General features: G+C 66.6%; 27 protein-coding genes and 1 tRNA gene. 20 read left to right on the top strand and 8 right to left on the bottom strand.

The annotated features are described in order from the left end of the window. Window positions 1–41 precede the first annotated feature (41 nt). Window positions 42–1427 (top strand): carbohydrate porin, encoded by a 1386-nt coding sequence (locus ASG11_RS03950; protein ID WP_082472569.1) that lies wholly within the window; start codon window positions 42–44, stop codon window positions 1425–1427. Between the two features lie 12 nt (window positions 1428–1439). On the opposite strand, the gene ASG11_RS03945 is transcribed toward ASG11_RS03950, so the two are convergent. Next, window positions 1440–1901: a hypothetical protein gene (locus ASG11_RS03945; RefSeq protein WP_330218887.1), complete on the bottom strand. Its 462-nt coding sequence runs from the start codon at window positions 1899–1901 to the stop codon at window positions 1440–1442. A gap of 154 nt (window positions 1902–2055) precedes the next feature. Here ASG11_RS03945 and ASG11_RS03940 point away from each other — a divergent pair, with 154 nt between their 5' ends. The 9 genes from ASG11_RS03940 to ASG11_RS03900 all read left to right on the top strand — a co-directional run bounded on the left by ASG11_RS03940 (window position 2056) and on the right by ASG11_RS03900 (window position 8051). Continuing rightward, complete coding sequence (locus ASG11_RS03940; RefSeq protein WP_055775454.1) at window positions 2056–2469, top strand: hypothetical protein; 414 nt, start codon at window positions 2056–2058, stop codon at window positions 2467–2469. Beyond that, complete coding sequence (locus ASG11_RS03935; protein WP_055775451.1) at window positions 2466–2675, top strand: helix-turn-helix transcriptional regulator; 210 nt, start codon at window positions 2466–2468, stop codon at window positions 2673–2675. The genes ASG11_RS03940 and ASG11_RS03935 overlap by 4 nt, the downstream gene beginning before the upstream one ends. Then, window positions 2672–3586: an alpha/beta fold hydrolase gene (locus ASG11_RS03930; protein ID WP_055775448.1), complete on the top strand. Its 915-nt coding sequence runs from the start codon at window positions 2672–2674 to the stop codon at window positions 3584–3586. Before ASG11_RS03935 ends, ASG11_RS03930 begins: the two co-directional genes overlap by 4 nt. A gap of 261 nt (window positions 3587–3847) precedes the next feature. Next, the gene (locus ASG11_RS03925; RefSeq protein ID WP_055780216.1) at window positions 3848–4576 is read left to right on the top strand and encodes an alpha/beta fold hydrolase; all 729 of its coding nucleotides are present in this window, start codon (window positions 3848–3850) and stop codon (window positions 4574–4576) included. Further along, entirely contained in the window at window positions 4573–5331 is a 759-nt protein-coding gene (locus ASG11_RS03920; protein ID WP_201781267.1) for a hypothetical protein, read from the top strand. The genes ASG11_RS03925 and ASG11_RS03920 overlap by 4 nt, the downstream gene beginning before the upstream one ends. Before the next feature lie 63 nt (window positions 5332–5394). Next, window positions 5395–5844: a VOC family protein gene (locus ASG11_RS03915; protein WP_055775445.1), complete on the top strand. Its 450-nt coding sequence runs from the start codon at window positions 5395–5397 to the stop codon at window positions 5842–5844. Between the two features lies 1 nt (window position 5845). Further along, on the top strand, window positions 5846–6895 hold the full coding sequence (locus ASG11_RS03910) for an NAD(P)H-dependent flavin oxidoreductase (protein WP_055775443.1): 1050 nt from the start codon (window positions 5846–5848) through the stop codon (window positions 6893–6895). Next, window positions 6892–7626, top strand: a complete 735-nt coding sequence (gene gloB / locus ASG11_RS03905; protein ID WP_055775440.1) for a hydroxyacylglutathione hydrolase — start codon at window positions 6892–6894, stop codon at window positions 7624–7626. Before ASG11_RS03910 ends, gloB begins: the two co-directional genes overlap by 4 nt. Window positions 7627–7667: 41 nt before the next feature. After that, entirely contained in the window at window positions 7668–8051 is a 384-nt protein-coding gene (locus ASG11_RS03900; protein ID WP_055775437.1) for a DUF6491 family protein, read from the top strand. 15 nt (window positions 8052–8066) lie between these two features. Here ASG11_RS03900 and ASG11_RS03895 read toward each other — a convergent pair whose 3' ends face one another. The 4 genes from ASG11_RS03895 to ASG11_RS03880 all read right to left on the bottom strand — a co-directional run bounded on the left by ASG11_RS03895 (window position 8067) and on the right by ASG11_RS03880 (window position 12872). Then, on the bottom strand, window positions 8067–10181 hold the full coding sequence (locus tag ASG11_RS03895; protein ID WP_082472568.1) for a S9 family peptidase: 2115 nt from the start codon (window positions 10179–10181) through the stop codon (window positions 8067–8069). Between the two features lie 227 nt (window positions 10182–10408). Continuing rightward, complete coding sequence (gene hslU / locus ASG11_RS03890; RefSeq protein ID WP_055780206.1) at window positions 10409–11707, bottom strand: ATP-dependent protease ATPase subunit HslU; 1299 nt, start codon at window positions 11705–11707, stop codon at window positions 10409–10411. A 79-nt stretch (window positions 11708–11786) separates the two neighbouring features. After that, the gene (hslV, locus tag ASG11_RS03885) at window positions 11787–12338 is read right to left on the bottom strand and encodes an ATP-dependent protease subunit HslV (protein WP_055775434.1); all 552 of its coding nucleotides are present in this window, start codon (window positions 12336–12338) and stop codon (window positions 11787–11789) included. A gap of 120 nt (window positions 12339–12458) precedes the next feature. Beyond that, complete coding sequence (locus ASG11_RS03880; RefSeq protein WP_055775431.1) at window positions 12459–12872, bottom strand: holin family protein; 414 nt, start codon at window positions 12870–12872, stop codon at window positions 12459–12461. Window positions 12873–13074: 202 nt separating this feature from the next. Here ASG11_RS03880 and ASG11_RS03875 point away from each other — a divergent pair, with 202 nt between their 5' ends. Beyond that, complete coding sequence (locus tag ASG11_RS03875) at window positions 13075–13968, top strand: alpha/beta fold hydrolase (protein WP_055775428.1); 894 nt, start codon at window positions 13075–13077, stop codon at window positions 13966–13968. A gap of 179 nt (window positions 13969–14147) precedes the next feature. Here ASG11_RS03875 and ASG11_RS03870 read toward each other — a convergent pair. Further along, window positions 14148–14224, bottom strand: a tRNA-Pro gene (locus ASG11_RS03870). Between the two features lie 178 nt (window positions 14225–14402). On the opposite strand from ASG11_RS03870, the gene yajC reads away from it, so the two are divergent. From yajC to ASG11_RS03850, 4 genes are read left to right on the top strand one after another with little or no spacing between them, the layout of a single operon-like run. Further along, entirely contained in the window at window positions 14403–14747 is a 345-nt protein-coding gene (gene yajC, locus ASG11_RS03865; protein WP_055775425.1) for a preprotein translocase subunit YajC, read from the top strand. A gap of 8 nt (window positions 14748–14755) precedes the next feature. Then, a complete protein-coding gene (secD, locus tag ASG11_RS03860) occupies window positions 14756–16345 on the top strand; it encodes a protein translocase subunit SecD (RefSeq protein WP_055775422.1) in 1590 nt (529 codons plus the stop codon). Window positions 16346–16358: 13 nt separating this feature from the next. Then, window positions 16359–17330 carry a protein translocase subunit SecF gene (gene secF, locus ASG11_RS03855; protein WP_055775419.1) on the top strand — a complete coding sequence of 324 codons (972 nt, stop codon included), beginning with the start codon at window positions 16359–16361 and terminating at the stop codon, window positions 17328–17330. A gap of 34 nt (window positions 17331–17364) precedes the next feature. Continuing rightward, on the top strand, window positions 17365–17736 hold the full coding sequence (locus tag ASG11_RS03850) for an Mth938-like domain-containing protein (protein ID WP_055775417.1): 372 nt from the start codon (window positions 17365–17367) through the stop codon (window positions 17734–17736). 125 nt (window positions 17737–17861) lie between these two features. Here ASG11_RS03850 and ASG11_RS03845 read toward each other — a convergent pair whose 3' ends face one another. Further along, window positions 17862–19037 (bottom strand): glycosyltransferase, encoded by a 1176-nt coding sequence (locus ASG11_RS03845; RefSeq protein ID WP_055775414.1) that lies wholly within the window; start codon window positions 19035–19037, stop codon window positions 17862–17864. A gap of 213 nt (window positions 19038–19250) precedes the next feature. Next, window positions 19251–20075, bottom strand: coding sequence for a class I mannose-6-phosphate isomerase (locus ASG11_RS03840; protein WP_055775411.1), 825 nt, complete (start codon window positions 20073–20075; stop codon window positions 19251–19253). A 251-nt stretch (window positions 20076–20326) separates the two neighbouring features. Between ASG11_RS03840 and ASG11_RS03835 the strand changes: the two genes are divergently transcribed. From ASG11_RS03835 to ligA, 5 genes are all read left to right on the top strand, one after another. After that, window positions 20327–21247 carry an outer membrane protein assembly factor BamD gene (locus ASG11_RS03835; RefSeq protein WP_055775408.1) on the top strand — a complete coding sequence of 307 codons (921 nt, stop codon included), beginning with the start codon at window positions 20327–20329 and terminating at the stop codon, window positions 21245–21247. Between the two features lie 57 nt (window positions 21248–21304). After that, complete coding sequence (gene recN / locus ASG11_RS03830) at window positions 21305–22960, top strand: DNA repair protein RecN (protein WP_055775405.1); 1656 nt, start codon at window positions 21305–21307, stop codon at window positions 22958–22960. A 416-nt stretch (window positions 22961–23376) separates the two neighbouring features. Beyond that, window positions 23377–23583: a cold-shock protein gene (locus ASG11_RS03825; RefSeq protein ID WP_055775402.1), complete on the top strand. Its 207-nt coding sequence runs from the start codon at window positions 23377–23379 to the stop codon at window positions 23581–23583. Between the two features lie 64 nt (window positions 23584–23647). Continuing rightward, window positions 23648–23848, top strand: coding sequence for a hypothetical protein (locus ASG11_RS03820; protein ID WP_156363633.1), 201 nt, complete (start codon window positions 23648–23650; stop codon window positions 23846–23848). A gap of 166 nt (window positions 23849–24014) precedes the next feature. Next, window positions 24015–26150 (top strand): NAD-dependent DNA ligase LigA, encoded by a 2136-nt coding sequence (gene ligA, locus ASG11_RS03815; RefSeq protein WP_055775397.1) that lies wholly within the window; start codon window positions 24015–24017, stop codon window positions 26148–26150. The last annotated feature ends 105 nt before the right edge of the window (window positions 26151–26255 follow it).

Raw genomic sequence — 26255 nt, 5'->3', positions numbered from 1 at the left:
GCATCACACCCTAAAGGGTCGCTCGACCAAGGAGACTTCCGATGCGATCGACCGCCACCCTGACCATCGCGGCGCTCTTCTGCGCCCTGCCGCTCGGCGGCGCGCACGCACAGGCGGTCACCGATACACCTTCGGCCGACGCTCCGGCCTCCGACACGCAGCGTCCGCCCCGCGCACCCGTATCGCGCCCTCGCGACCAGTCGCCGTCCGCGCTGATCGGCGACACGCAGAACACGCCGCCGCCGGGGTTGATCGGCGACTGGCAGCAGATCCGCACCCGGCTGGGCGCGCGCGGCATCGGCCTCACGGCGCGCTACACTTCGGAAAGCGCGTACAACCCCGCCGGCGGCGATCGGCAGCTGTTTCGTGAAACCGGTCAGTTTGATGCCGGCGCCCTGCTCGATCTCGACAAGCTGGCCGGCCTGAAGGGCGGCGCGTTCCAGGCGACGATCACCTGGCGACGCGGCCGCAATCTCACCGCCGATGCCGGCATCGATGCGCTGCAACAGGTGCAGGAGGTCTATGGCCGCGGCCAGACGGTGCGCGTCACGCAATTGTGGTACGAACAGCGCATCGGCGACAGGGTCGAGTTGAAACTCGGCCGCACCAATCCCGGCGAGGATTTCGAAGGCTTTTCCTGTCATTTCCAGAACCTCAGTTTCTGCGGCGCGCAGCCGGGCAACCTGGTCGGCGATTACTGGCAGAACTGGCCGATCAGCCAGTGGGGCGCGCGGGTGCGCGTCGATCTTGGCGAGAATCTTCGCGTCCAGACGGCCGTGTACGAGATCAATCCCCGCAATCTCGACAACGATTTCTTCATCGGCCACTTCCACGGCGCGACCGGGGTGCTGATCCCGGTCGAATTCGGCTGGTCGCGCGCCACCGGCCATGTCGCATCGTACAAGTTGGGCGGCTGGATCGCGACCGCCGATGGCGCCGACGTGTTCCTCGATACGAACCGCCGGCCGATCGCGATCACCGGCCTGTCGCCGTTGCAACGCTCCAGCCGCTACGGCGTCTACCTCGCCGTACAGCAACAGCTCAGCGGAACGTCGAAGGACGGCAAGTCGGTGCGCGGCCTCAGCGTGTTCGCGAACGTCACCCAGGCCGATCGCGCAACCTCGGTGACCGACAATCAGGTCGCGATCGGACTGTTCTACAAGGGGCTGGTCCCCGCCGTGCCCGGCGACGTGCTCGGCCTCGGGTTCGCGCGCACCAACGTCAACGGCCGCGCCGTCGCGGCCGACCGGCGGACCCCCGGCGCTCCTGTGCGCAGCGCCGAATATGCCGCCGAAATCTATTACGCGATCCACCCCGCCGACTGGCTGGAGCTCCGCCCCAATTTGCAACTCATCCATCAGCCCGGCGGCATCGCGGCCGAGAAGGACGTCGCGGTCCTGGGCCTCAAGGCGGCGATCACGCTGTAGCGGCGCGCGACCTCAGTTCGCTACCGCCCGCACGAACGCGCTCGCCACCCAGCCGCTGACGCACGGCCCGGCATAAGCGCGCGGCGACGCCACCGGCGCGCCGACGCCGCAGTCCGTATCCGGCGCGCTTGCCGGGGGCACAACCACGCCCTGCCAGCGCTGATCGATCGACCGTGTGCACACCAGCAGGCGGGAATCGTTGGGCAGGCGCAGGACCTCGCTCGCCTCCAGGAACGGCGCGGCGCGCACCGGCAGGTACGTCTCGCCCTCGGCCGAAATATTCACGACGCGCGCGACATTGGCGCAGGCGGCAAAGGCCGGCCCGCCCTCCCCGATCCGCACCGGGCGTGTCCCCGGCATCATCGGCTCGCCGCCGACATTGAACAGCGCATCGTCATCATTGCCCATCCCCACGCTCTGCGAGCAGGCGGCGAGGAGCAGGCAGAGCGCCGGGATCAGGACTTTCATCGGCATATAGTTAGGCGCTGCGAGACGCGTTGGCGAGAGTGACGGATGAGGAAGCGAATTGCGTGTGTCAACTGACCATGCCTTTATGCAAAGCTCGCTTGACATTACGCAACGACCACATGTAAAGCTTGCCTTACTGATTCGAAAGGAAGCTTTACCGATGGCCCAGAAACCGACCCGCGCGATGCGCCGCTATAACAAGACCGTTATCTTGCTTAGCCTGCTGTACGCGGTGCTGCTGATGGGGGCGGTCTACGCGTTCAACCGTCATCTGATCAGCGGGCCGCTCGCTTATGTCGCCGCGATCCTACCAGCGCTGCCGATCGTTGGCATATTCGGCGCGATCGGACGATATTTCGTCGAGGAGCAGGACGAATATATCCGCATGATGATGGTGCGCCAGTCGCTCATCGCCAGTGGCATCGCACTCAGCTTGGCGACGGTATGGGGCTTCCTCGAAAGCTTCGACCTCGTGCGGCACATCGACGCCTACTACATCGCGGTCGTGTGGTTTGCTGGGCTCGGTGCGGGCGGATGCTACAACGCTCTCACCAACCGGGCGGACCGCGCATGAAGAACCGTCTCAAGGTGCTCCGTGCCGAACGCGACTGGAGCCAAGGCGACCTCGCCGACCGGCTCGAGGTCTCCCGCCAGAGCGTGAATGCGATCGAGACGGGTCGCTACGATCCCTCGCTCCCCCTCGCCTTCCGCATCGCCGAACTGTTCGACCGTTCGATCGAAGACATTTTCACCAGCCCGTCCAAGGAGACAGAGTCATGATCACACATCTGAAAGCCCGCATCGCCGCCAGCCTGTTCACGATCGGCGCGGTGCTTCATCCCGCCGCCGGACATTGCAAGACCATCGCGACCGCGCCGACGGTCACGCAGATGGATCACATCTCGGTCTCGGTGTCCGGAAACGGCTCGCCGATCGTGCTGATCCCCGGACTGTCGTCGCCCCGCGCCGTATGGGACGGGGTGGTTCCCGATCTGGCGAAGACGCACCGCGTCTACGTCGTCCAGATCAACGGCTTCGCCGGAGACGCGCCAGGCAAAAATCTCGGCCCCGGCCTGATCGATGGCGTCGTTGCAGATCTGGACCGTCTCCTCGTAAAAACAAAGGCCACCGACGCGAAGCTGGTCGGTCATTCGCTCGGCGGCCTTGTCACGCTCAAATTCGCCAAGGCGCACCCGGACCACCTCCAGGGCGCGATGATCGTCGACAGCCTGCCATATGTCGGCGAGATCTTCGTTCCAGGCGCGACCGTCGCGATGCTGGAGCCTCGGGCCAAGGCCATGCGCGACGCGATGGTGGCCAGCTATGGTCAGCCCGCCAACGCCGCGGTTGCGGAGGGCACCGCGAACGGCCTCGCGCTCAAGCCGGAATCGCAGGCTAAGGTCAAAGCGTGGTTCCTCGCCACCGACCCTCGCGTCAGCGGTGAGGCGCTCTACGAGGATCTCACCACCGACCTGCGTGGCGACATGGCCGACATCAAGACGCCGCTCACGATCGTCTATCCCTGGAACGCGAGGCTGCCCAAGGACCGCGCCGACGCCGCCTATCGCGGTGCCTACGCCAAGGCCCCGAACGTCCGCTACGTCGATATCGGCGACGCCGCGCATTTCGTGATGCTCGACCAGCCGGCAGCCTTTGCCGCCGCGCTCAAGGACTTTGCCGAAGCGCGCTGACCCGCTCTGCGACGACCCGCCCCCCGGTCTGCTGCCCGACAAGCAGCGGACCGGGGGTACCGCGTCGAAGCGGTCCGCCGGTGGAGGACGTACACTCTGACGCTCGGTACTGAACGGACCGCACTGGTGCGCACCGTTCGATCTCCGCGACGGACCGTGACGGACCGTGACAGCGTTCTGGCGTTGCGCGCCTGTTTCCGGCCTTGGACAATGGCGAAGGGCCGGGCTGTAAATTAAGCGCCGATCCCCTAAATGCCGGTCATGACCGACACCCCCGAACCCCGCCCCGCCCTCGCCTATCACCTCACCCCAGGCACCGGCCCGACAATCGTCTTCCTGCCGGGCTATGCCAGCGACATGACCGGTACCAAGGCGCTCGCGCTGGAAGCCTGGGCGAAGCAGAACGGCCGCGCCTTCCTGCGCTTCGATTATGGCGGGTGCGGGCAGAGCGAGGGCGCGTTCGAGGACCAGACGCTCACCGGTTGGCGCGACGACGTCGTCGCGATGCTCGAACGACTTGCCGGCGGCCCGGCCGTGCTCGTCGGGTCGTCGCTAGGGGGGTGGCTGATGCTGCTCGTCGCGCGCGACCGGCCCGATCTTGTCGCCGGATTGGTCGGTGTGGCACCCGCGCCCGATTTCACCGACTGGGGCTTCACGACGGACGAGAAATTGAAGATCCTCGGCGAAGGCCGTGTCACGCGCGCCTCGCCCTATGGGCCGGAGCCGACCCTCTACACCAACGCCTTCTGGACATCGGGCGAGGCCAACCGGCTGATGTTCGGCCAGATTGCGATCGATGTGCCGGTACGACTGGTCCAGGGTCAACTCGATCGCGACGTGCCATGGACGCGCACCGCGCGGCTCGCCGAACTGCTGCGTTCAGCCGATGTGCAGACAGTGTTGGTCAAGGACGGTGATCACCGCCTGTCGCGCGATGCGGATATCGCGGCGATCGTCCGCGCGGTCGAGGATGTGATAGCCCGCTTATGATCCTGCCTTTGCTGCTGCTCGCCGCCGCCCAGACCAGCCCTCCACCAGCCGGCCCGCCCCCGCCGACCGATCGCTACGCACATTGCATGGATCTGGCGGCCAACGACCCGGCAGCGGGGATCGAGGAAGGATCGCGCTGGCGGCTGTCCGGCGGCGGCGTGCTGGCACGGCAGTGCCTCGGCGTATCCTATGCCAACGCCAACCAGCTGAACGCGGCGGCGACCGAATTCGAAGCGGCGGCGCGTGCGGCGGAACTGGCCAAGGACAATCGGGCGGCGGCCTACTGGGCACAGGCCGGCAATGCCTGGCTGGCGGCGCAGGATGCGACCAAGGCGCGCGCCGCGCTGGATGCCGCGCTCGCCGCGGGATCGTTGACCGGGCTCGAACTGGGCGAAGTCTATCTCGATCACGCCCGCGCACAGGTGGCTAGCAAGGAATTGGAGGCGGCGCGCGGCGATCTCGATCTCGCGATGGAAACGGCCTCGGCCGATCCGCTCGCCTGGCTGCTCTCGGCAACGCTGGCGCGGCGGATGGACGATCTGCCCCGCGCGAAAAAGGACATCGCCGAGGCGCTACGCCGGTCCGGCGACGACGCCTCGGTGCAATTGGAGGCGGGCAACATTGCCGCGCTGGATGGCGACGAGGCGGGCGCGAAGACGGCGTGGAAGCGCGCCGTGGCGATCGCGCCCGATGCCCCCGCGGGCAGAAGCGCGCGCACGGCACTGGCGCAATTCACCGCGGCTGCGACGCCCTGAAAGCTGGCGGGCGGCCGTTGCCCGCCCTATCTGAGACGGCACGTTGCAACCGGAGCCTGCCAGATGAAATACCTTCACACCATGATCCGCGTGACCGATCCGGACGCGACGATCCGCTTCTTCGAACTGCTCGGCCTGAAGGAAGTGCGCCGCATGGAGAGCGAAAAGGGTCGCTTCACGCTGATCTTCCTGGCCACGCCGGAAGATATGAACGCGCCGGGCGAACGTGCCCAGGCCGAGGTCGAACTGACCTACAATTGGCCGCCGGAGGATGGCGAGGCCGAAGTCTATACCGGCGGGCGCAATTTCGGGCATCTCGCCTATCGGGTCGAGAATATCTATGAGACGTGCCAGCGGCTGATGGACGGCGGCGTGACGATCAACCGCCCGCCGCGCGACGGCCACATGGCCTTCGTGCGCAGCCCCGACAACATCTCGATCGAAATCCTGCAGGACGGTGTGCTGGAGCCGGCCGAGCCCTGGGCATCGATGCCGAACACCGGCGAATGGTGAGATGACGACCGCCGCGTTCCTCGCCTTGACGGGTGCGCGGTTGCCGATCGTGCAGGCACCGATGGCCGGGTTCGCCGGCGCCGCGCTCGCCATCGCGGCGATCCGCGCCGGCGGCGTCGGTTCGCTTGCCTGCGCGACATTGGACCCGGCGGCCGTCGTGGCGGACGCCGGGACGATCCGGGCAGCGGCGTATGGGCCGCTGAACCTCAACGTCTTCTGCCACACGCTCGGGGCCGCGCCGGACGAAACCGCGTGGCGGCATGCGCTGGCACCATTCTATTCGGCGGAAGGGATCGCCCCTCCGACCGATGCCGCACCGCTACGCCGTCCGTTCGATCCGGCCATGGCGGACGCGATCGAGGCGGTGCGCCCGGAGATCGTCAGCTTTCATTTCGGCCTGCCCGACGAGGTGTTGCTGGACCGCGTGAAGGCGACCGGTGCCAAGGTGTTCGGCAATGCGACCAATGTGGACGAGGCGCAGGCGCTCGCGGCGCGCGGGTGCGACGCGATTATCGCCCAGGGGTTCGAGGCGGGCGGCCATGCCGGGCATTTCCTCTTCGGCCATCACCCTGTCGGTCTGGCGGCACTCGTTCCGGCAATCGTCGATGCGGTGAGCGTGCCGGTGATCGCCGCCGGCGGGATCGGCGATGCGCGCGGCGTAGCGGCGGCGATGGTGCTCGGGGCATTGGCGGTGCAGATCGGTACCGCCTATCTGCTCGCCCCCGAAACCACGACCAGCACCGCCCACCGTGCTCGGCTGGCGGAGGCAAGCGCGGACGACAGCGTCTTCACCAACCTGTTTTCGGGCGGTTTGGCGCGCGGTCTGCGCAACCGCCTGATCGAGACGCTCGGCGCCGTCAGTGACGCGGCACCGCCATTCCCCTATGCCAGCGCCGCGCTCGCCCCCTTGCGCGCCGCCGCCGAGGCGGAGGGGCGCGGGGACTATTCCCCGCTCTGGGCCGGGCAGGGCGTCGCGCTCGCCCGGGCCGAGCCCGCCGAGACCATTACCCGCCGCCTCGGTGAAGCGGCGCTGCAAGGACTTCGACCATGACCGACCTGGAAATCGTGCGCATCCCGGCGCTGAGCGACAATTACATCTGGCTGGTGCACGATGCCGCGTCGGGCGAGACGATTGTAATCGATCCGTCCGAGGCCGCGCCGGTGCTGACCGAGGCGGACCGGCGCGGCTGGGCGATCGGGCAGATCTGGAACACGCACTGGCACCCCGATCACACCGGCGGCAATGCGGAGATCAAGGCCCGCTACGATGCGATCGTCAGCGGCCCGGCGGCGGAGGCGGCGCGCATCCCCACGCTCGACGTGCGTCTGGCCGAGGGCGATACGGTGAGGCTCGGCGATCATGTCGCGACGGTGATCGAGACGCCCGGCCACACCGCCGGGCACATCGTGCTCCATCTGGCGAACGATGCGCTGATCTTCACCGGCGATACGTTGTTCGCGATGGGCTGCGGCCGGCTGTTCGAGGGCGACGCGACGCAGATGTTCGCCAACATGCAGCGGCTGGCGCAACTGCCGCCCGAAACCGTCGTCTATTGTGCGCATGAATATACCGCCGCCAATGCCCGCTACGCGGTCACCGCCGAGCCGGACAATCAGGCCACCGCCGCGCGCCTCGCCGAAGTGACGGCGCAGCGCGAACGCGGCGAGCCGACCGTGCCGACGACGATCGCGGCGGAACTGGCGACCAACCCCTTCCTCCGTGCGACTTCGGTCGAGCAACTGGCCGAGCGGCGTGCGGCGAAGGATAGTTTTACCGGTTGAGCGCGTTCATGATTTGTCGATAGCGGATCGGATCCAGCCTCATGCGTACCGTCCTCATCATTCCCATGCTGATCGCCGCCGGTGCCGCCACGGCGGACAGCCGTAGCGACCAGACCGACCTCGCCCGCGCGCTGGCCGGCCGCGTTGCCGGCGCTCCGGTGAAATGCCTCGATCCGCGCCTGGCCGACGGCCCGCAAGTCGTCGGGACGCAGACCTTGCTCTATCGCCGGGGGAATGGGCGATTATGGGTCAACACCCTGCCCGAACCCTGCCCGGGCCTGCGCTTCAACGCGGTGCCGGTGGTCGAGATGTTCGGCGGGGAGATGTGCCGCAACGACCGCTTCACGCCGGTCACGCCGGGATCGATCCCCGGCGCGCCGTGCCGATTGGGCGGCTTCACGCCCTGGGACAAGCCGAAACGCTGATCGCTTGGCGGAGGCTTACTTCTCCACCCCCAATTGCGTCAGCATGAACGCGGTATATTCCGCGCCGTCCTTGTAGCGCTGGAACCGGCCGGACTTGCCGCCATGCCCGGCCTCCATGTTCACGCGGAAGACCAGCGGATTGCTGCCCGTCTTCACGCCGCGCAGCTTCGCGACCCACTTGGCCGGCTCGTAATATTGCACCTGCGAGTCCCACAGGCCGGTGCCGACAAACAGCGCCGGATATCCTTGCGCCTTCACGTTGTCGTAGGGCGAATAGCTCAGCATGTAATCGTACGACGCCTTGCTGGTGCCCGGATTGCCCCATTCGTCATATTCGTTGGTGGTCAGCGGAATGCTGGCATCCAGCATCGTGGTCACCACGTCGACGAACGGCACCTGCGCGATGATCACCTTGTAATCCTTCGGCGCCATGTTCGCGACGGCCCCCATCAGCAGGCCGCCGGCGCTGCCGCCCAGCGCCGCGACCCGGTCCCTGGCGGCATATTTGTTGGCGACCAGCCAGCGGGTGACGTCGATGAAGTCGTTGAAGCTGTTCTTCTTGTTGAACAGATGGCCGTCGTCATACCATTTGCGGCCCATTTCCTGCCCGCCACGAATATGCGCCAGCGCATAGACCATGCCGCGATCGAGCAGGCTGACGGTCTGCGCCGAGAAAGCCGGGTCCATCGACGCGCCGTAGCTGCCATAGCCATATTGCAGCATCGCCGCGCTGCCGTCCTTCCCGAACCCCTTCTTGTAGACGATGCTGACCGGCACCTTCGTGCCGTCACGCGCCGGCACCCACACCCGCTCCGTCACGTATTGCGTCGCATCGTAGCCCGGCACCGGCTGCACTTTCAGCGTGCGGCGTTCGCCGGTCTTGGTATTGACCTCGTAGGTGGTGGTCGGCGTGGTCAGCGAACCGTAGGTGTAGCGCAGCCACGGCGTCGCGGGTTCCTCGTTGACCGACAGGCTCATCGCATAGGCCGGCTCGTCGGACTGGACGAAACTGCTCTTGCCCGCATTGGTCAGCGTGCGCAGCCGCTTGTTGCCGCCCGAACGCTCCTCGATCGCCAGGAAGCCATCGAACGGCTTGAAGTTCTCGATGAACACGTCCGGCTTGACCGGTACCAGATCGCTCCACGCGGTGCGCGTGCCGTTAGCCTTGGCATCGGCAACGGTCATCAGGCGATAGTTCGGCGCCTTCCAGTTGGTCTTGAAGATCCAGCGACCGCCCAGATGATCGGCGTCGTACAGGACGTCGCGCTCACGCGGTGCGACGATCGTGAAGGTCGCCGGTGCCGCCGCCGGGGCGCAACGATGTTCGGCGCTGACCGTGCTCTGCACACCGATGCAGATGTACCGTTCGTCGGTCGTCTTGAAGAGCCCCATGTAGAAGCTGTCGTCCTTCTCCTCATAGACGAGACGGTCGGCGGAGGCCGGCGTGCCGAGGACATGCGCCTTCACGCGCTTGCTGAGCAGGGTGACGGGATCCTTCTCGACATACAGGATCGTCTTGTTGTCGTCGGCCCACACGGCACCGGGTTCGACATTCGGAATCTCGTCGGTCAGCAGCTTGCCGGTCGCGATGTCCTTGACCCGGAGGATGTACTGCCGGCGCCCGACCGTATCCTCGGCGAAGGCGAGCAGCGCATTGTCCGGGCTGACGGCGGTGCTGCCGACCGCGAAGAAGCCCTTGCCCGCCGCCATCTTCGGCTGATCCAGCATGATCTCCTCCGGCGCGCTCATCGCGCCCTTGCGGCGTGCGGTGACAGGATAGTCGGCGCCGGTTTCGAAGCGGGTGTAATAATAATAGCCGCGCTTCAGATACGGGACCGAGCTGTCATCCTGCTTGATGCGCCCGACGACCTCCTTGTAGAGCGTATCCTGCAACGGCTTGGTGGGGCTGAGCACCGCATCGGCATAGGCATTCTCGGCCTTCAGATCGGCGAGCATCTCCGGATTCTTGCGGGTATCGTCGCGCAGCCAGTAATAATCGTCCTGCCGCGCGCCGTTGGGGGATTTGACGAGGAACGGCTTCTTCGCCGCCACCGGCGGCTTTGGCGTTTCCTGCGCGACCGCCGGAATGGAGATGGCGGCAATCAGGCTGGCGGCGATCAGGTGCTTCACGAAACGATTCCCCCCGGTGATTTTGGTGGGAAGCTAGCGTGCGCGGCGGGTGTGGGGAAGTGCCATCCTGCCAACCCAACCTGCCGTCATCCTGAACTTGTTTCAGGATCCACCGTGCCGCGCGCTCTTCGCTTGAGCCATTGGCGGCAGACCAAGCCGCTTGGTGGATCCTGAAACGAGTTCAGGATGACGGTTGAGTGAGGGCGACTACAAATGAGTGAGGGCGACTACAAAACGAAGCGGCTCAGATCCGTATTCCGCGCGATGCTCGCCAACTGGCTTTCGACGTACGTGGCATCCACCGTCACGGTCTGACCATCGCGATCCTCGGCGTCGAAGCTCACTTCTTCCAGCAGCTTTTCCATCACCGTCTGCAGCCGGCGCGCGCCGATATTCTCGATCTCGCCATTCACTTCGGCGGCGATGCGCGCCACCGCGGCGATGCCGTCTTCGGTGAAGTTCACCGTCACGCCCTCGGTGCCGATCAACGCCTTGTACTGCGCGGGCAGCGAGGCCTTGGTGTCGCTGAGGATCGCGACGAAATCCGCCTCGGTCAGCGCCTTCAGCTCGACGCGGATCGGCAGGCGGCCCTGCAGTTCGGGCAGCAAGTCGCTCGGCTTGGCGACATGGAACGCGCCGCTGGCGATGAACAGGATATGGTCGGTCTTCATCGGCCCGTATTTGGTCGCGACCGTGGTGCCCTCGATCAGCGGCAACAGATCGCGCTGCACGCCTTCGCGGCTGACCGAACCGCCGCCGCGATGTTCGGACATCGCGATCTTGTCGATCTCGTCGAGGAAGACGATGCCGTTGGCCTCCGCATCCGCCAGCGCGGCGCGGCTGACCTCCTCCTGGTCGAGGCGCTTGTCGGCCTCCTCCTCGACCAGCTTCTCCCAGGCGGCGGGGACGGTGAGCTTGCGGCGCTTGAGCTGCGGGCCGCCGAACGCCTTGCCCATCATCTCGCTCAAATTGATCATCTGCGGCGCGCCGCCGGGAATCTCGAACGGCGTGGTGGGAGCCGCTTCCAGTTCGATCTCGATCTCGGTCTGATCGAGATGGCCGTCGCGCATGCGCTGCGTGAAGGCGGCGCGGGTCGCCTCGCTCGCGCCCTTGCCGGTCAGGGCATCGAGCAGGCGGATCAAGGCCGCTTCCTCGGCCTTGTCCTTCACCGCGACGCGGCGGCGTTCCTTTTCGAGCCGCACCGCTTCCTCGACCAGATCGCGCGCAATCTGTTCCACGTCGCGGCCGACATAGCCGACCTCGGTGAACTTGGTCGCCTCGACCTTGATGAACGGCGCATCGGCGAGCTTCGCCAGGCGGCGGCTGATCTCGGTCTTGCCGCACCCGGTCGGGCCGATCATCAGGATGTTCTTCGGCGACACCTCGTCGCGCAGATCGGCGCCGAGGCGCTGACGACGCCAGCGGTTGCGCAGCGCCACGGCGACGGCCTTCTTGGCGTCCTGCTGCCCGATAATATGTTCGTCGAGTGCGCGGACGATGGCTTTTGGGGTGAGTGCGTCGTTCAAGATGGTCATTCCCGCGAAGGCGGGAATCCATACAGCCCGCCGTGTTTATGGATCCCCGCCTGCGCGGGGATGACGTTGATCAGGCGACCGCGTCCAGCGTTTCGATCGTCAGCCGGTCGTTGGTGTACACGCAGACCTCCGCCGCGATCGCCATCGCCTTGCGGCAGATCGTCTCGGCATCCTGTTCGTAGTCGACCAGCGCCCGCGCGGCGGAGAGGGCGTAATTGCCGCCGGAACCGATCGCGGCGACGCCATTCTCCGGTTCCAGCACGTCGCCGTTGCCGGTGAGGATCAAGGTGACATGCTTGTCGGCGACGATCATCATCGCCTCGAGATTGCGGAGATACTTGTCGGTCCGCCAATCCTTGGCGAGTTCGACCGCGGCGCGCAGCAACTGGCCGTGATGCGTTTCCAGCTTGCGTTCCAGCCGCTCGAACAGGGTGAAGGCATCGGCCGTGGCGCCGGCGAATCCGCCGATGACGCTACCGTCGCCCAGGCGCCGCACCTTGCGCGCGTTGGGCTTCATCACCGTCTGCCCCATCGACACCTGGCCGTCGCCCGCGACGACCACCTTGCCGTTCCGGCGCACGGAGAGAATCGTCGTGCCGTGCCACGTCATGTTATCGCTCATGGCCGGCATATGGGTGAGACGACGGAGCGGTTCAATCTCCGTGCCCCCTCCCTACCCCGGCACGGGCGCCAAAGCCCGGCCGGAGTTCGTCCGAAGTTCACACATGTTCACACGGTATGGCTATTTCTCCACGCCCTTCGCCTTGCCCCAGCTGCGCGCCACGGTGTAGCCGAGATAGCCGGTGCCGAAGAGCGCATAGAGCGGCTCCGGGATGCCGGCGAGATAGGCGTTCATGCCGCCGGCGATATGCTTCGCCATTTCCGGCTGCACGGCGGCGATCAGGCCCATCGGGATCGCCCATAGCAACAGCGCATACATCACGTAGAGGAAGCTGGGCCGCGCCCTGCTCGTCCAGGGATCGGCCGACCCCGCCTCGGCGACGATCGCCGAGAGCTGCGTGCGCACCTGCTCCATTTCCTGGCTGCCTTCCAGTTTCAGCAATTCCAGCTTGGCCGCGTCGCGCGCCTTGGGATCGGGGATGATCTTGTCGATCAGCCCGGCGATCGGGCCGATGATGCCTGCGATGATGCTCATGTCGTTGCTCCCGCTCCAACCGAATCCTGATGATACGGCTTGAACAGAATAACCTATCTGGTTTCTTGTAGGAAAGATCGATTCGCGACGTCGTCACCCCGGGCTTGACCCGGCGTCCCGCTTCTTCTTCCATCCATGTCGGAAAAACGCGCGACCCCGGCTCCGGGTCGGGTATCGACAGATTTTGGGACGAGGATAGCGCATGAAGGCCAGAGCGAACGGCATCGAACTCGAATATGAGAGCTTCGGCGACGATGCCGCGCCGGCGGTGCTGCTGATCATGGGGCTGGGCGCGCAGCTGACGCGCTGGCCGATGCCGTTCGTCGAGGCGCTGGTGGCGCGCGGCTACCGCGTGATCCGCTACGACAATCGCGACATCGGCCTGTCCCAGAAGCTGGACTCGGCGGGCGTGCCGAGCATCGCCGGGCTGCTGGTGGCGCGCTTATTCCGCTATCGCCCGCGCGTGCCGTATCTGCTGGACGATATGGCGGCGGATGCGGCGGGGCTGCTCGATGCGCTGGGGATCGAGCGCGCGCATATCATCGGCGCGTCGATGGGCGGGATGATCGCGCAGATGTTCGCCGCCGCGTATCCCGAACGGACGCGCACGCTGATGTCGATCATGTCCTCGACCGGCAATCCGGCGCTGCCCGCGGCCGATCGCGAGGCGATGGCGGTGCTGACCAAACGGCCGAAGACGAAGGATCTCGACGCGATCATCGCCTTCGGCGTCCGAGCCGAAAAGACGATCGGCAGCCCGGGCTATCCGGTGGACGATGCGGTGGTCCGCGCCAACGTGACGCGCGACGTGACACGATCGATGAGCCCGGCGGGCTTCGCGCGGCAGATGGCGGCGATCGTCGCCAGCGGCGACCGGCGCAAGGCGCTTGCCACGATCACCGCGCCCACCCTGGTGCTGCACGGCACGGACGACCCTTTGGTGCCGATCGCCGCCGGCCGCGACACCGCCAAGACGATCCCCGGCGCGACGATGGTCGAGGTGCCGGGCATGGGGCACAACATGCCCGACGCGCTGATCCCGGTGGTGGTGGAGGCGTTCGAGGGGCTGGTGGCGCGAGCGGGGGTGCGGGTCTGAGAATATTACCCGCAGGCTCTGAAATGTCCCGCATTCAAACGAGACCACTTTCCCCGTTCGTGCTGAGCTTGTCGAAGCACTGTCCTTCTGTTCGTTCGACGCGCCATGAGGCACGAAGAAGAACAGCCCTTCGACAGGCTCAGGGCGAACGGATTGAGGATGAACTTTAAAGAAGGACTTGGTCGGAGCGACAGGATTCGAACCTGCGACCCTCACACCCCCAGTGTGATGCGCTACCAGGCTGCGCTACGCCCCGACCGAGGCGGCGCGTTTATGCGGGTGTGGCGCGGGATGCAAGCGGAGTCGCACGGCGGGTGCCCGGCGAACACGCGATTGTTGCGCCACCGGGGCGATGATGATAGCGCGCGGCGCTTGTCGCGTGGGGTGTCTCCGCCCCGCGCCTTTGTCATTCGCCAGTCCATTCAGGTACACGCATGTTGATCCCCCAAGCCTATGCCCAGACCGCGACCGGCGCGGCCGCCAATGGCGGCGCCCTCGGCATGTTCGCGAGCATCGCGCCGTTGCTGCTCGTCTTCGTCGTGTTCTACTTCCTGATGATCCGCCCGCAGCAGAAGCGCGTCAAGGCGCAGGCCGCGGCGATCGACGCGGTGAAGAAGGGTGATTCGGTCGTCACCGCCGGCGGCATCCTGGGCAAGGTGACCAAGGTCGAGGAGCGGTTCGTCGAGATCGAGATCGCGCCGACCGTGAAGGTGAAGGTCGTCAAGGCGACGCTGAGCGACGTGACCGGTGCCGGCACCGCCAAGCCCGCGAACGACTGAGTCGCATCATGCTCGATTTCCCGCGTTGGAAAGTGCTGTCGATCCTGGGCCTGCTCGGTGCGCTGATGCTGCTCGCCGTCCCCAGCTTCCTGCCCCAATCGATGACCGACAAATGGGGCAGCTTCCCCCATTCGCGGGTCAATCTCGGTCTTGATCTGGCGGGCGGATCGTACCTGCTGCTGGAAGCGGACACGTCCGAACTGGCGCGCACGCGGCTGGACAACATGCGCAACAGCATCGCCGATGCGATGAAGGCGGCGCCGGCGATCCAGACCGGCGACATCGTCAACGACGGGACCAAGCTGAGCTTTCTGCTGCGCGACGTGACTCAGCTGGATGCGGCACGCGAGCGGCTGAACAAGCTGACCGGCGGCGCGGGCATGACCGGGCAGCGCGACTGGGATCTGAGCGTCGTCGATGCCTCGCGCATCGTGATGACGCCGACCAAGGCCGGCTTCGACCAGGCCGTCAAAGAGGCGATGAGCACCACGACCGACGTAGTGCGCACGCGCATCGACAAGCTCGGCACGCGCGAACCGACGATCATCGGCCAGGGCACCAATCGCATCGTCGTGCAGGTGCCGGGGCTGAACGACCCGACCGCGCTGAAGGAGTTGCTCGGCAAGACCGCCAAGCTCGAATTTAAGATGGTCGACGAGACTCGGGTCGATCCGACCACCAACGCGATTCCGGTCGGCAGCCAGTTGCTGAACTATACCGATGGCGGGCCGCAGGGTAAGATCCTGGTCAAGCGTCGCGCGATCCTGACCGGCGATCAATTGGTCAGCGCGAGCCAGGGGTTCAAGCAGGAAGACAACCAGCCGATCGTCAACTTCGCGTTCGACAGCGCCGGCGGCAAGACGTTCGCGCGGGTCACGCAGGAGAATATCGGCAAACGCTTCGCCGTGGTGGTCGACAACCAGGTGATCTCCGCGCCGCGCATCAACACCGCGATCCTGGGCGGGGCGGGCTATATCGAGGGCAGCTTCACCGTCGCCTCGGCCAACAATCTCGCCATCTCGCTCAGTTCGGGCAAGCTGTCGGTGTCGCTGAAGGTGATCGAGGAACGTACCGTCGGCCCGGATCTCGGCGCGGATTCGATCCACAAGGGTATCCTGGCCTCGGTCATCGCGGTCGTCGCGGTGATCATCTTCATGCTCGTCACCTATGGGCGCTTCGGCGTCTATGCGAACATCGCCGTGGTCATCAACGTGATCATCATCGTCGGCGTGCTGGCGATGCTGAAGGGCACGCTGACGCTGCCGGGCATCGCCGGCTTCGTGCTGACGATCGGTACCGCGGTGGACGCCAACGTGCTGATCAACGAGCGCATCCGCGAGGAACGCCGCCGTGGCCGCAAGGTCGTGCAGGCGGTCGAACTCGGCTACAAGGAAGCGAGCCGGACGATCTTCGAGGCGAACGTGACGCATGCGATCTCGGGCGTGATCATGCTGCTGCTCGGCTCCGGCCCGGTGAAGGGCTTCGCGGTCGTGCTGCTGATCGGCATCTGCACCTCGGTGTTCACCGCCGTCGTCTTCACCCGGATGATGGTCGCCTTGTGGTTGCGCAAGAACCGCCCCACCGACATCAACATTTGATCGGCGAAACCCAATGCGCCTGCTGAAACTCGTACCCGACAACACCAACCTGCCGTTCGTCTCGCTGCGGAAATGGGCGTTCGGGCTGACCCTGATCCTGTCGCTCGCGGCGCTGGCCCTGGTGTTCACGCGCGGGCTGAACCTGGGCGTCGATTTCGTCGGCGGCCTGATGATCGAGGAAAAGTTCGAAACCCCGCCCTCGCTCGACAAATTGCGCACCTCGGTCGATGCGCTGAAGCTGGGCGAAGTGCGCCTGCAGACGGTGGGCAGCGACGGCAAGACGATCTCGATCAAATTGCCGCCGCCCGAAAGCACCGACGAAGGCGCGGTCGCGCGCACCGTTCAGTTGGTGCAGGCGGCGGTGAACAAGGATTTCCCCGACGCGAAATTCTCCAAGCAGGATGCGGTGTCCGGCAAGGTTTCAGGCGAACTGATCTGGCGCGGCGTGCTGGCCGTGGCGCTGGCGGTGGTCGGCATCGGCCTGTTCGCGGTGCTGCGCTTCGAATGGCAGTTCGGCGTCTCGACCGTCGTCGCGATCGTCCACGATCTGTTGATGACGCTCGGCTTCTTCGCGCTGACGCGGTACGAATTCGACCTGAACATCGTCGCCGCGGTGCTGACGATCATCGGCTATTCGATCAATGACAAGATCGTGATCGACGATCGCATCCGCGAGAACATGCGCCGCTATCGCAAGATGGACATGTCGGGGATCGTCGATCTCTCGGTCAACGAGACGTTGCCGCGCACCGTGATGACCTCGTTGACGATCCTGCTGGCGCTCGGCGCGCTGCTGTTGTTCGGCGGACATGTGCTGCGCGGCTTCACCTCGGCGATGATCCTCGGCATCTTCGTCGGCACCTATTCGTCGATCTACGTGTCGTCGTCGCTGCTGATCACGCTGGGCCTGCGCGCCGATCCGAACGCGGCGGACGCACCGGTCGCGACGAGCAACGCCGAGCGCGTCGGCCCGCGCGGCGGGTGATCGTCCGTTACCTCCGTTCGGAGTTTGAGCCGGAATGAAGATGGACAAGCCGCAGACCGACGGCCCGATCATCGCCGGTTTCTCGAGCGGCGGGTTCAAGGTCGACGAGGGCGTGTATCACGCGCTGCTCATCACGCCGGTGCGCGCCGACGGCTGGTCGCCGCCGCCGCTGGAGGCATTGACCGAAGCCGATCTGGCGCCCCTGCTGGCGCTGGATCCGCCGCCGGAATTCCTGTTGCTGGGCACGGGCGCGAGCCTCGTCCGGCCCGCCCCGGCGCTGGTCCGCGCGATCGAGGCGAAGGGCTTCGGGATCGAGGCGATGGACAGCCGCGCCGCCGCCCGCGCCTGGGCGGTATTGCGCGGCGAAGGACGCTGGATCGCGGCGGCGCTGTATCCGATCGGTTGATTGGGGCGGGGTGCGTTGCCCCCCTCCCCGTTCGTGCTGAGCCTGTCGAAGCACATGCCCCGACCATTTCGGCGCGCTTGGGACACGCCCTTCGACAGGCTCAGGACAAACGGGATTTGGGACGGTTAGCCCGACCGTCCCGCTACCAAAGCCGCCAGATGATCGTACAGCCCGGCGCTGTTCGCCTCCCAGGTGAAGCGCTCCGCCGCCGCGCGGGTCGCGGCGCGCGGCGGGGGGTCGGCGATCAGCCCGGCGATGGCATTGGCGAACGCCATCACGTCGCGCGGCACGATCCGCCCGACACACGGTCTGTCGACGATCTCCGCCGCGCCGCCGGCACCGGTAACGACGATCGGGGTGCCGCAGGCGAGCGATTCGATCCAGGCATTGGCGAGGCCTTCCGATTCGGAACACAGCGCCATCACATCGGCCGCGGCGAGCAGGGTCTGCAATTCGCCATGCGGCACCGCGCCGAGCAGGCGGAGCCGCGCGCCGACGCCGTGCGCCGCCATCTCCGCCTCCAGCGCCGGGCGGTCCGGTCCCTCCCCGGCAATGAGCAACGTCACGCCGGGCAAGGCGGCGACCGCACGGACCACCACCTCATGCCCCTTGCGCGGGATCAGCGCGCCGATCGACACGACCAGCGGACCGGCGATGCCGAGCGCCGCCTTGGCCGCCGCGCGATCGGCGGGGACGAAGCGATCGAGATCGACACCGGTGTGATGTACGCGGATCGTATCGGCGTGCATGCCGAGCGCGATCATGTCGTCGCGCATCGCCTGCGACACGGCGAGCAACCCGTCCGCCTGCCGCCCCGCGCGGCGCACCTGCGCGGCGGTGCCGGTGGTGCGGCCCCAATGGTGGATGTCCGCGCCGCGCGCCTTGATCGACACCGGCACGCCGAAATGTCGGCCGAGCGCGATCGCCGCCGGGCCATCGGGAAAGAAGAATTCGGCATTGATCACGTCGAACGGAAAATCGCGCCTGATCCCGGCGAGCAGGGGTTTCAGCCGGCGGACCAGCGCCGCGACGTGGAACCGCCCGCCGGTGCCGTGCAGGATCGTGAAGCGCGGACGCCAGACCTCCACGCCGTGCCACGTCTCGCGCTCCGGCAGCGCGGCGCGCGACGCATAATGCGGCAGCCTGGCGAGCGGGCGAGGCGGCATTCCGATCGGTGCGACGACGCGCAGATCGACGTCCGGATGCGCGGCGAGCCCCAAAGTCTGTCGCCCGACGAACACGCCGAAATTGGGGCGCGAAGCGTCCGGGAAAAGCGTGGAGAGGGTCAGGACGCGGAGCATGACCGACGCTGGATAGAACGGCGAAAGTTAAGTTGGCGGCAAAATCGGCTGTAATTTTATGTTTCTAGCGGGTGTTCCAGCAAGGTTCACGCTTCCCCGGCGAAGGCCGGAGCCCAGTGGCGCAGGCGGAGGTTAATGTCGCGCAACGCCCGATTAGCACTGGTTCCCGACTGGACCCCGGCCTCCGCCGGGGAAGCATTACAAAATAGGTGATCAAATCCGCGTGTCGCCCGGATAGGCGAACAACAGGTCGCTGCCGGCCGAGGCGCTGATATGCGCGGTGCCCTCGATCAGCAGGCATTCGCCGGCCTTGAACGCCACGCCATCGACCACGCCGTCGCCCACTGCGGGCACGAACCAGCCGGGCTTGCCCTCGGGCAGGGTGATGGTGCGCTCGCCGCCCGGCCAGCGTTCGAGGACGAACTTCGGCCCTTCGACCAGCAGGATGCGATCGTCCGCCACGCGGCCCGGCGCGGAGGGCGCGACATAGGGCGTGGGATCGGCCACCGCGACGCCGTCGTCGAGATGCAGTTCGCGGTCGCTGCCATAATCGTACAGGCGATAGGTGGTGTCCGAATTCTGCTGAATCTCGATCACGGTGATGCCGCCGCCGATCGCGTGGATCGTATCGCTCGGCGCGTAATAGAAATCGCCCGCCTTGACCGGCTTCCAGTCGAGCTTGTGCTCGATCGACCCGTCGAGCGAGGATGCGCGCAACTCGTCCTTGCTCATCGGCTCCAGCGTACCGATCGCGATCGTCGCGCCGGGTTCGGCCGCCAGCACGACCCAGCATTCGTCCTTGCCGCGCGGCAGGCCGCGTTCGTGCGCCTGTTCGTCGTTCGGATGGACCTGCACCGACAGTTTCTCGCCGGGGAAGAGATATTTGATCAGCAGATCGGGCTGTTGCGGTCCGAACGTCTGGAACCAGATCTCGCCGATCGGCGGGGCATCGGGCGCGGGGTCGGGGAAGCCGGGCCACAATGTGTGGCGCCCCCACGGCTTTTCCACCCGGCGCGTGGTGAGCAAGGTCGCGGTCATGGCTTCGGGTTCCTCGTGATGGGCATATTGCGCTGCAACGCACAGAGTGGCCACTCGCTCCAGCGCAGACAAGCCCATTTGAAACGCGCGGTGGGCGTTTTGCGGGTTCTGGCCCGCTCCTCCGCCCCGCCCCCCGTTCAGGATATGCTGCGGGAGGCGGGTGGGGTGGGGAAGCGGACCAGAACCGCCCATCTCAAACACATGCGAAAAGCATTGTTCGGATGCGCAGGGCTGGGCTATGGCGTCAGGCCATGCGTACCTCCCTGTCCCGCCCGATCGCGCTTGCCGTCGTCGCACTCGCTTTATCCACCACCGCGGGCTGCGCGCGCAAAACCGGAAAGAACGACCTGCCCTATGTCGCGCGCGACGTGGGCACGTTGTACGGGGCGGCCAAGCATCGGCTCGATCAGGGGCGCTACAAGGAAGCGGCGGCCTTGTTCGACGAGGTCGAGCGCCAGCATCCTTATTCGGTCTGGGCGCGCCGCGCACAGCTGATGAGCGCCTATTCCAACTATCTCGGCCGCGACTACACCAATTCCATCCAGTCGGCGCAGCGCTTCCTGCAGGTTCACCCCGGCAACCGCGACGCGCCTTATGCCTATTACCTGATCGCGCTCGGCTATTACGAGCAGATCAGCGACGTGACGCGCGACCAGAAGATCACGCAGCAGGCGCTCGATGCGCTGGGCGAACTGACGCGGCGTTACCCCAATACGCGCTACGCCTCCGACGCGCGGCTGAAGATCGATCTCGTGCGCGATCACCTCGCCGGCAAGGAAATGGAGATCGGGCGATTCTACGAAACGCGCGGGCTGTGGCTCGCCGCGACGATGCGCTTCCGCAAGGTGGTCGACGAATTCCAGACGACGACGCACACGCCCGAGGCGCTGATGCGCCTGACCGAGACCTATCTGGCGCTCGGTGTGCCGGACGAGGCCAAGAAGTCCGCCGCGGTGCTGGGTGCGAACTATCCCGGTTCGGAATGGTACGGGCGCGCCTACAAATTGGTGCAGGAGCATCCGGCGGTCGCGCTGGCGGCGGTGCCGCAAGGTCAGCCGATCGTGCCGGTGCAGAGCGCGCCGAGCACGCCGACCCGCCCGGGCAGCGCGGCGATCGCCCCGAAGGACGATCGCTCCGCCTCGCCCACGCCGGGCAATCCCAACGGCACGTAAGCGCTTCAAAAAGAACAATTCCGGAACGGTTGTAAATGCGCTAAGGGCCGGCCCGATATGCTGACCGCGCTTTCCATCCGGGACGTCGTCCTGATCGAGGCCCTCGACCTCGATTTTTCCGGCGGCCTCGGCGTGCTGACCGGCGAGACCGGCGCGGGCAAGTCGATCCTGCTCGATGCGCTGGGCCTCGCGCTCGGCGCGCGGGGCGACAGCGCTCTGGTCCGGCACGGCACCACGCAGGCCGTCGTGACCGCCAGCTTCGACGCGCCGCCCGCCGCCGCCGCCTTGCTTGCCGAGAACGGGCTGGAGATGGAGCCGGGCGAACCGCTGATCGTCCGCCGCATCGTCAAGGCCGATGGCGGCAGCCGCGCCTTCGTCAACGATCAGCCGGCCTCGGCCGGGTTGCTGCGCGAACTGGGCGCGCAACTGGTCGAGATCCACGGCCAGCACGACGATCGCGGGCTGCTCAACGCACGCGGGCATCGCGCCCTGCTCGACAGTTTCGCCAGCGTCGATACCGGCCCGGCCGCGAACGCCTATCGTGCCTGGCGCACGGCGGCCGAGGCGCTGGCAGCGGCGCAGGGCGAACTGGAGACCGAAGCGCGCGACCGCGAATGGCTGGAACATGCCGTCGGCGAACTGACCGCTTTCGCCGCCGAGGAGGGCGAGGAGGAGATCCTCGCCACGCGCCGCGCCGGCATGCAGCGCGGCGAGAAGATCGCCGACGATCTGCGCGCGATCGCCGATCTGCTCGAGGGATCGGACGGCGGGCTCGCCAAGCTGCGCCAGGCGGCACGCGTGCTGGAGCGCGTGGGCGAGGATCACGAGGCGCTGGGCGAGGCGCTGGCGGCGATCGACCGCGCGATCATCGAGAGCGCCGAGGCGCAGGACAAGGTCGACGAGGCCGCCGCCGCCCTGGCGTTCGATCCCGCGCAACTGGAGGCGGACGAGACCCGCCTGTTCGACCTGCGCGCGCTGGCCCGCAAGCACCGCGTACAGCCGGACGACCTCGCGCGACTGACGCAGGAATTGTCGGATCGGCTGGAGCGACTCGACAGCGGCGGGGCGGGCCTGGCCAAGCTCGAACGCGTTCTGGCCGAGGCGGCGAAGGCCTATGCGGTGGAGGCGGATGCGTTGACCGCGGAGCGCAGCGACGCCGCCATCAGGCTCGACGCGGCGGTGAAGGGCGAACTCGCGCCGTTGAAACTGGACGCCGCGCGCTTCCGCACCGCTTTGGTACCGCTGGCCGAGGAATCCTGGGGCCCGGCGGGCAAGGACCGGGTGGAATTCGAGATCTCGACCAACCCCGGCGCACCGTTCGCGCCGCTGACCAAGATCGCGTCCGGCGGCGAACTGTCGCGCTTCATCCTCGCGCTGAAGGTGGCGCTGGCGGAAGAAGGCGGGGCGGCGACGATGATCTTCGACGAGATCGATCGCGGTGTCGGCGGCGCGGTGGCCAGCGCGATCGGCGAACGGCTCGCGCGACTGGCGTCCGCCAAGCAATTGCTGGTCGTGACGCACAGCCCGCAGGTCGCGGCACGCGGGCGGCGCCACCTGCTGATCGCCAAGAGCCATGACGGCACCGTCACCCGCACCGGCGTGCGCGGACTGGACGAGGCCGAACGGCGCGAGGAGATCGCCCGCATGCTCTCGGGTGCCACGGTGACGGACGAGGCGCGCGCGCAGGCGCTGCGATTGCTGGAGACGGCGTGAGGCCTGCTTGGTCCGCGCCGCCGCGTCTGCCCCATTCTTCCGATCGTGCCGAGCTTGTCGAAGCCTGCCCCGAACACGCCCTTCGACTGGCTCAGGGCGAACGGATTTGAGGTGACGAGGTTGCCGGCGCCCGGAAAAACCACCGGAAAATCGCCCTCACGTAAATATCGCGACAATCGCGTAACGATCTGCTACACCGAGTCCATCGCGCGAGATTGCCCCCAAGCATCGCACGGCTGAGAGACCCACGCGCTCCCGCTTGTCGTAAGCCCCGGAGCCGATTTCAGCCCTCTCGCCAACCCTCTTCCATCCCATCCGTGTCGTGTTTTCGCACGATCCGTTTCGAGGCGCACCGGCTGGAGCCGGGCGGCGCTCTCGGTCTTTCTTTCCGGCTCCGTCTACCCAAGGAAATACCTATGCCGATCGGCACCGTAAAGTTTTTCAACGCTGACAAGGGCTATGGCTTCATTGCGCCCGAAGATGGCGGCAACGACGCCTTCGTTCACATCAGCGCCGTCGAGGCAGCCGGCATGCGTACGCTCGACAAGGAACAGCGCGTTTCCTACGAGCTGGAGCAGGACCGTCGCGGCAAGATGTCCGCGGTCAACCTCGCTTCCGCGTGAATGATCTGCGCGGGCGGCGGAATCCTCCGTCGCCCGCGCTTTCATTCCAGTCCGGAGAGCGTCCATGAATACCACCGCCATGTTCTATCGCGATCGCGCCCGCCAGGCGGAAGCCGACGCCGATTCCGCCATTCTGGACAATGTCCGCGACCGCTGGGCCCGCGCCGCCAAGGCCTGGGACGAAATGGCGACCCGCGCGGAAAAGACCGCCGAGCGCCGCTCCGTCAACGAGGAAGCCAAGGCGATGGCTGGCGAAGAGGATTAGTCTCCTCATCTGAATCGCCTCTTTACCTGAACCGTCCGTGCTGAGCCTGTCGAAGCACTGTCTTTTCTGTCTTCGGGTGAAAAGAAGGACGGTCCTTCGACAAGCTCAGGACAGTCGGGTGCTGGTGGCAGTTGTATCGCAGCCGCGCGAGGTTTAGCTCCGCGGCATGACTGCGCCCCTGCCCGACACCGACGAGTCCGCTGCCGACGAGCTGGCGAGCCTCGCCGCCGAGATCGCGCGCCACAACACGCTGTATCACACCGATGACTCGCCGGAGATTTCCGACGCGAACTATGACGCGCTCACCCGCCGCAACGCCGCGATCGAGCGCGCCTTCCCCCATCTCGTCCGCACCGATTCGCCGAGCCTGAAGGTCGGTGCCGCGCCGGCCGCGCATCTCGCCAAGGTTGCGCATGCCAAGGCGATGATGAGCCTCGACAACGCGTTCAGCGACGATGAGGTGATCGAGTTCGTCGCGCGCGTTCGCCGCTTCCTGAAGCTGCCCGAGGGCGAGCCCGTCGCGCTGACCGCCGAACCGAAGATCGACGGCCTGTCCTGCTCGCTGCGCTACGAAGGCGGTCGCCTCGTCCAGGCGCTCACGCGCGGCGACGGGCAGGTTGGCGAGGACGTCACCGCCAACGTCCGCACGATCGGCGATATCCCGCAGACCCTGCCGAACAGCGCGCCGGACGTGTTCGAGGTGCGCGGAGAGGTCTATATGGCCAAGGCCGATTTCGCCGATCTCAATGCCCGCTTGCTCGCCGAGGCGGAAGAGACCGGCAAGGAAGCGCGCCAGTTCGCCAACCCGCGCAACGCCGCCGCCGGATCGCTGCGCCAGAAGGACGCCGCGATCACTGCGTCGCGCCCGTTGCGTTTTCTCGCGCATGGCTGGGGCGAGGCGAGCGCGGTGCCGGGCGAAACCCACGCCGAGGTGATCGCCGCGATCCGCGATTGGCACATACCCGTCGCCGACGCCTTCACGCGTGTCGACACCGCGGAGGCCGCGCTGGACGTCTATCGCGCAATCGAGGCGGCGCGCGCAGACCTGCCGTTCGATATCGACGGCGTGGTCTACAAGGTCGATCGGCTCGACTGGCAGGCGCGGCTGGGCGCGGTGGCGAAGGCCCCGCGCTGGGCGATCGCGCACAAATTCCCCGCCGAACGCGCCGAGACGACCTTGCTCGACATCGACATCCAGGTCGGCCGCACGGGCAAGCTGACCCCGGTCGCGAAACTGGAGCCGGTGACAGTCGGCGGAGTCGTGGTGCGCAACGCGACCCTGCACAATGCGGACGAGATCGGCCGGCTGGGCGTGCGCCCCGGCGACCGCGTCCGGCTGCAGCGCGCCGGCGACGTCATCCCGCAGATCGTCGAGAATTTGACGCCGCAGCGGAGCGCTCCGGCCTGGATCTTCCCCGATCACTGCCCGCGCTGCGGATCGGAAGCCGTCGCGGCGGACGGCGAGGTCGATGTACGCTGTACCGGCGGGCTGATCTGCCCGGCGCAACGGCTCGAGCGACTGAAGCATTTCGTCAGCCGCGCGGCGCTCGACATCGGATCGCTGGGCGAGGAGCGGCTGAACCTGTTCCTTGATCTGGGATGGATCGCAGAACCGGCGGATATCTTCCGGCTCGGCACGCATCGCGACGCGCTGCTCGAAATGAAGGGCTGGAAGGAGACGTCGGTCGATTCGCTGCTCGCGGCGATCGAGGCGAAGCGCGAGCCCGATGCCGCGCGGTTGCTGTTTGGGCTCGGCATCCGCCATGTCGGCGCGATCAGCGCGCGCGACCTGCTCAGGCGGTACGTCACGCTGCCCGCCGTCCGCCTGCTCGCCGAGGAGATCATCGCGCTGCGCGATGCGACTCCGGTCGCGCTCGGCGAAAGCGACCAGAAGCACGGCAATCGCCTCGACAAGGGAATCGCCGACCATATCGGGGTCGAGAATATCGGTGCCGCGGTCGGCCATGCCCTGGCCGACTTCTTCCACGAGCCGCACAACCAGGCCGTCTGGGACGACCTGCTGGCCGAGGTATCGCCGCCGGACTTCATCGTCGAAACGCGCGATTCACCGGTCAAGGGAAAGACGGTGGTCTTCACCGGCGCGCTCGAAACGCTGAGCCGCGACGAGGCCAAGGCGCAGGCCGAATCGCTTGGCGCGCGCGTCTCCGGATCGGTCTCGGCCAAGACCAATCTGGTCGTGGCCGGCCCCGGCGCGGGGTCGAAGGAAAAGAAAGCCAAGGATCTCGGCGTGACCGTCATCGACGAGGAAGAATGGCGCAAGATCGTCGCCGCGGCACGGTAAATCTAGGCCAAAACAAAGTGATGCTTTTTTGCAACGCAGCATGAATCACTGACTCACCCCCCTACACAAGTCCGGCGCTGTCATTTATCCGTCATGAACAGCGCG

The sequence above is a fragment of the Sphingomonas sp. Leaf357 genome (genome assembly GCF_001423845.1).
Classification (GTDB): Bacteria; Pseudomonadota; Alphaproteobacteria; order Sphingomonadales; family Sphingomonadaceae; genus Sphingomonas.
Note: the sequence above shows the minus strand (reverse complement) of the source record. Positions and strands in the feature narration are given on the sequence as shown.

Bases quoted from the DNA above. Each gene is read 5' to 3' on its own strand.
- ASG11_RS03940 (WP_055775454.1), top strand. From the start codon at position 2,056: ATGGCCCAGAAACCGACCCGCGCGATGCGCCGCTATAACAAGACCGTT.
- gloB (WP_055775440.1), top strand. From the start codon at position 6,892: ATGACCGACCTGGAAATCGTGCGCATCCCGGCGCTGAGCGACAATTAC.
- ASG11_RS03935 (WP_055775451.1), top strand. From the start codon at position 2,466: ATGAAGAACCGTCTCAAGGTGCTCCGTGCCGAACGCGACTGGAGCCAA.
- ASG11_RS03930 (WP_055775448.1), top strand. From the start codon at position 2,672: ATGATCACACATCTGAAAGCCCGCATCGCCGCCAGCCTGTTCACGATC.
- ASG11_RS03900 (WP_055775437.1), top strand. From the start codon at position 7,668: ATGCGTACCGTCCTCATCATTCCCATGCTGATCGCCGCCGGTGCCGCC.
- ASG11_RS03945 (WP_330218887.1), bottom strand. From the start codon at position 1,901: ATGCCGATGAAAGTCCTGATCCCGGCGCTCTGCCTGCTCCTCGCCGCC.
- secF (WP_055775419.1), top strand. From the start codon at position 16,359: ATGCGCCTGCTGAAACTCGTACCCGACAACACCAACCTGCCGTTCGTC.
- hslV (WP_055775434.1), bottom strand. From the start codon at position 12,338: ATGAGCGATAACATGACGTGGCACGGCACGACGATTCTCTCCGTGCGC.
- ASG11_RS03950 (WP_082472569.1), top strand. From the start codon at position 42: ATGCGATCGACCGCCACCCTGACCATCGCGGCGCTCTTCTGCGCCCTG.
- ASG11_RS03910 (WP_055775443.1), top strand. From the start codon at position 5,846: ATGACGACCGCCGCGTTCCTCGCCTTGACGGGTGCGCGGTTGCCGATC.
- ASG11_RS03875 (WP_055775428.1), top strand. From the start codon at position 13,075: ATGAAGGCCAGAGCGAACGGCATCGAACTCGAATATGAGAGCTTCGGC.
- ASG11_RS03880 (WP_055775431.1), bottom strand. From the start codon at position 12,872: ATGAGCATCATCGCAGGCATCATCGGCCCGATCGCCGGGCTGATCGAC.
- ASG11_RS03835 (WP_055775408.1), top strand. From the start codon at position 20,327: ATGCGTACCTCCCTGTCCCGCCCGATCGCGCTTGCCGTCGTCGCACTC.
- recN (WP_055775405.1), top strand. From the start codon at position 21,305: ATGCTGACCGCGCTTTCCATCCGGGACGTCGTCCTGATCGAGGCCCTC.
- ASG11_RS03840 (WP_055775411.1), bottom strand. From the start codon at position 20,075: ATGACCGCGACCTTGCTCACCACGCGCCGGGTGGAAAAGCCGTGGGGG.
- ASG11_RS03920 (WP_201781267.1), top strand. From the start codon at position 4,573: ATGATCCTGCCTTTGCTGCTGCTCGCCGCCGCCCAGACCAGCCCTCCA.
- ASG11_RS03925 (WP_055780216.1), top strand. From the start codon at position 3,848: ATGACCGACACCCCCGAACCCCGCCCCGCCCTCGCCTATCACCTCACC.
- secD (WP_055775422.1), top strand. From the start codon at position 14,756: ATGCTCGATTTCCCGCGTTGGAAAGTGCTGTCGATCCTGGGCCTGCTC.
- ASG11_RS03820 (WP_156363633.1), top strand. From the start codon at position 23,648: ATGAATACCACCGCCATGTTCTATCGCGATCGCGCCCGCCAGGCGGAA.
- yajC (WP_055775425.1), top strand. From the start codon at position 14,403: ATGTTGATCCCCCAAGCCTATGCCCAGACCGCGACCGGCGCGGCCGCC.
- ASG11_RS03915 (WP_055775445.1), top strand. From the start codon at position 5,395: ATGAAATACCTTCACACCATGATCCGCGTGACCGATCCGGACGCGACG.
- ligA (WP_055775397.1), top strand. From the start codon at position 24,015: ATGACTGCGCCCCTGCCCGACACCGACGAGTCCGCTGCCGACGAGCTG.
- ASG11_RS03850 (WP_055775417.1), top strand. From the start codon at position 17,365: ATGAAGATGGACAAGCCGCAGACCGACGGCCCGATCATCGCCGGTTTC.
- ASG11_RS03845 (WP_055775414.1), bottom strand. From the start codon at position 19,037: ATGCTCCGCGTCCTGACCCTCTCCACGCTTTTCCCGGACGCTTCGCGC.
- ASG11_RS03825 (WP_055775402.1), top strand. From the start codon at position 23,377: ATGCCGATCGGCACCGTAAAGTTTTTCAACGCTGACAAGGGCTATGGC.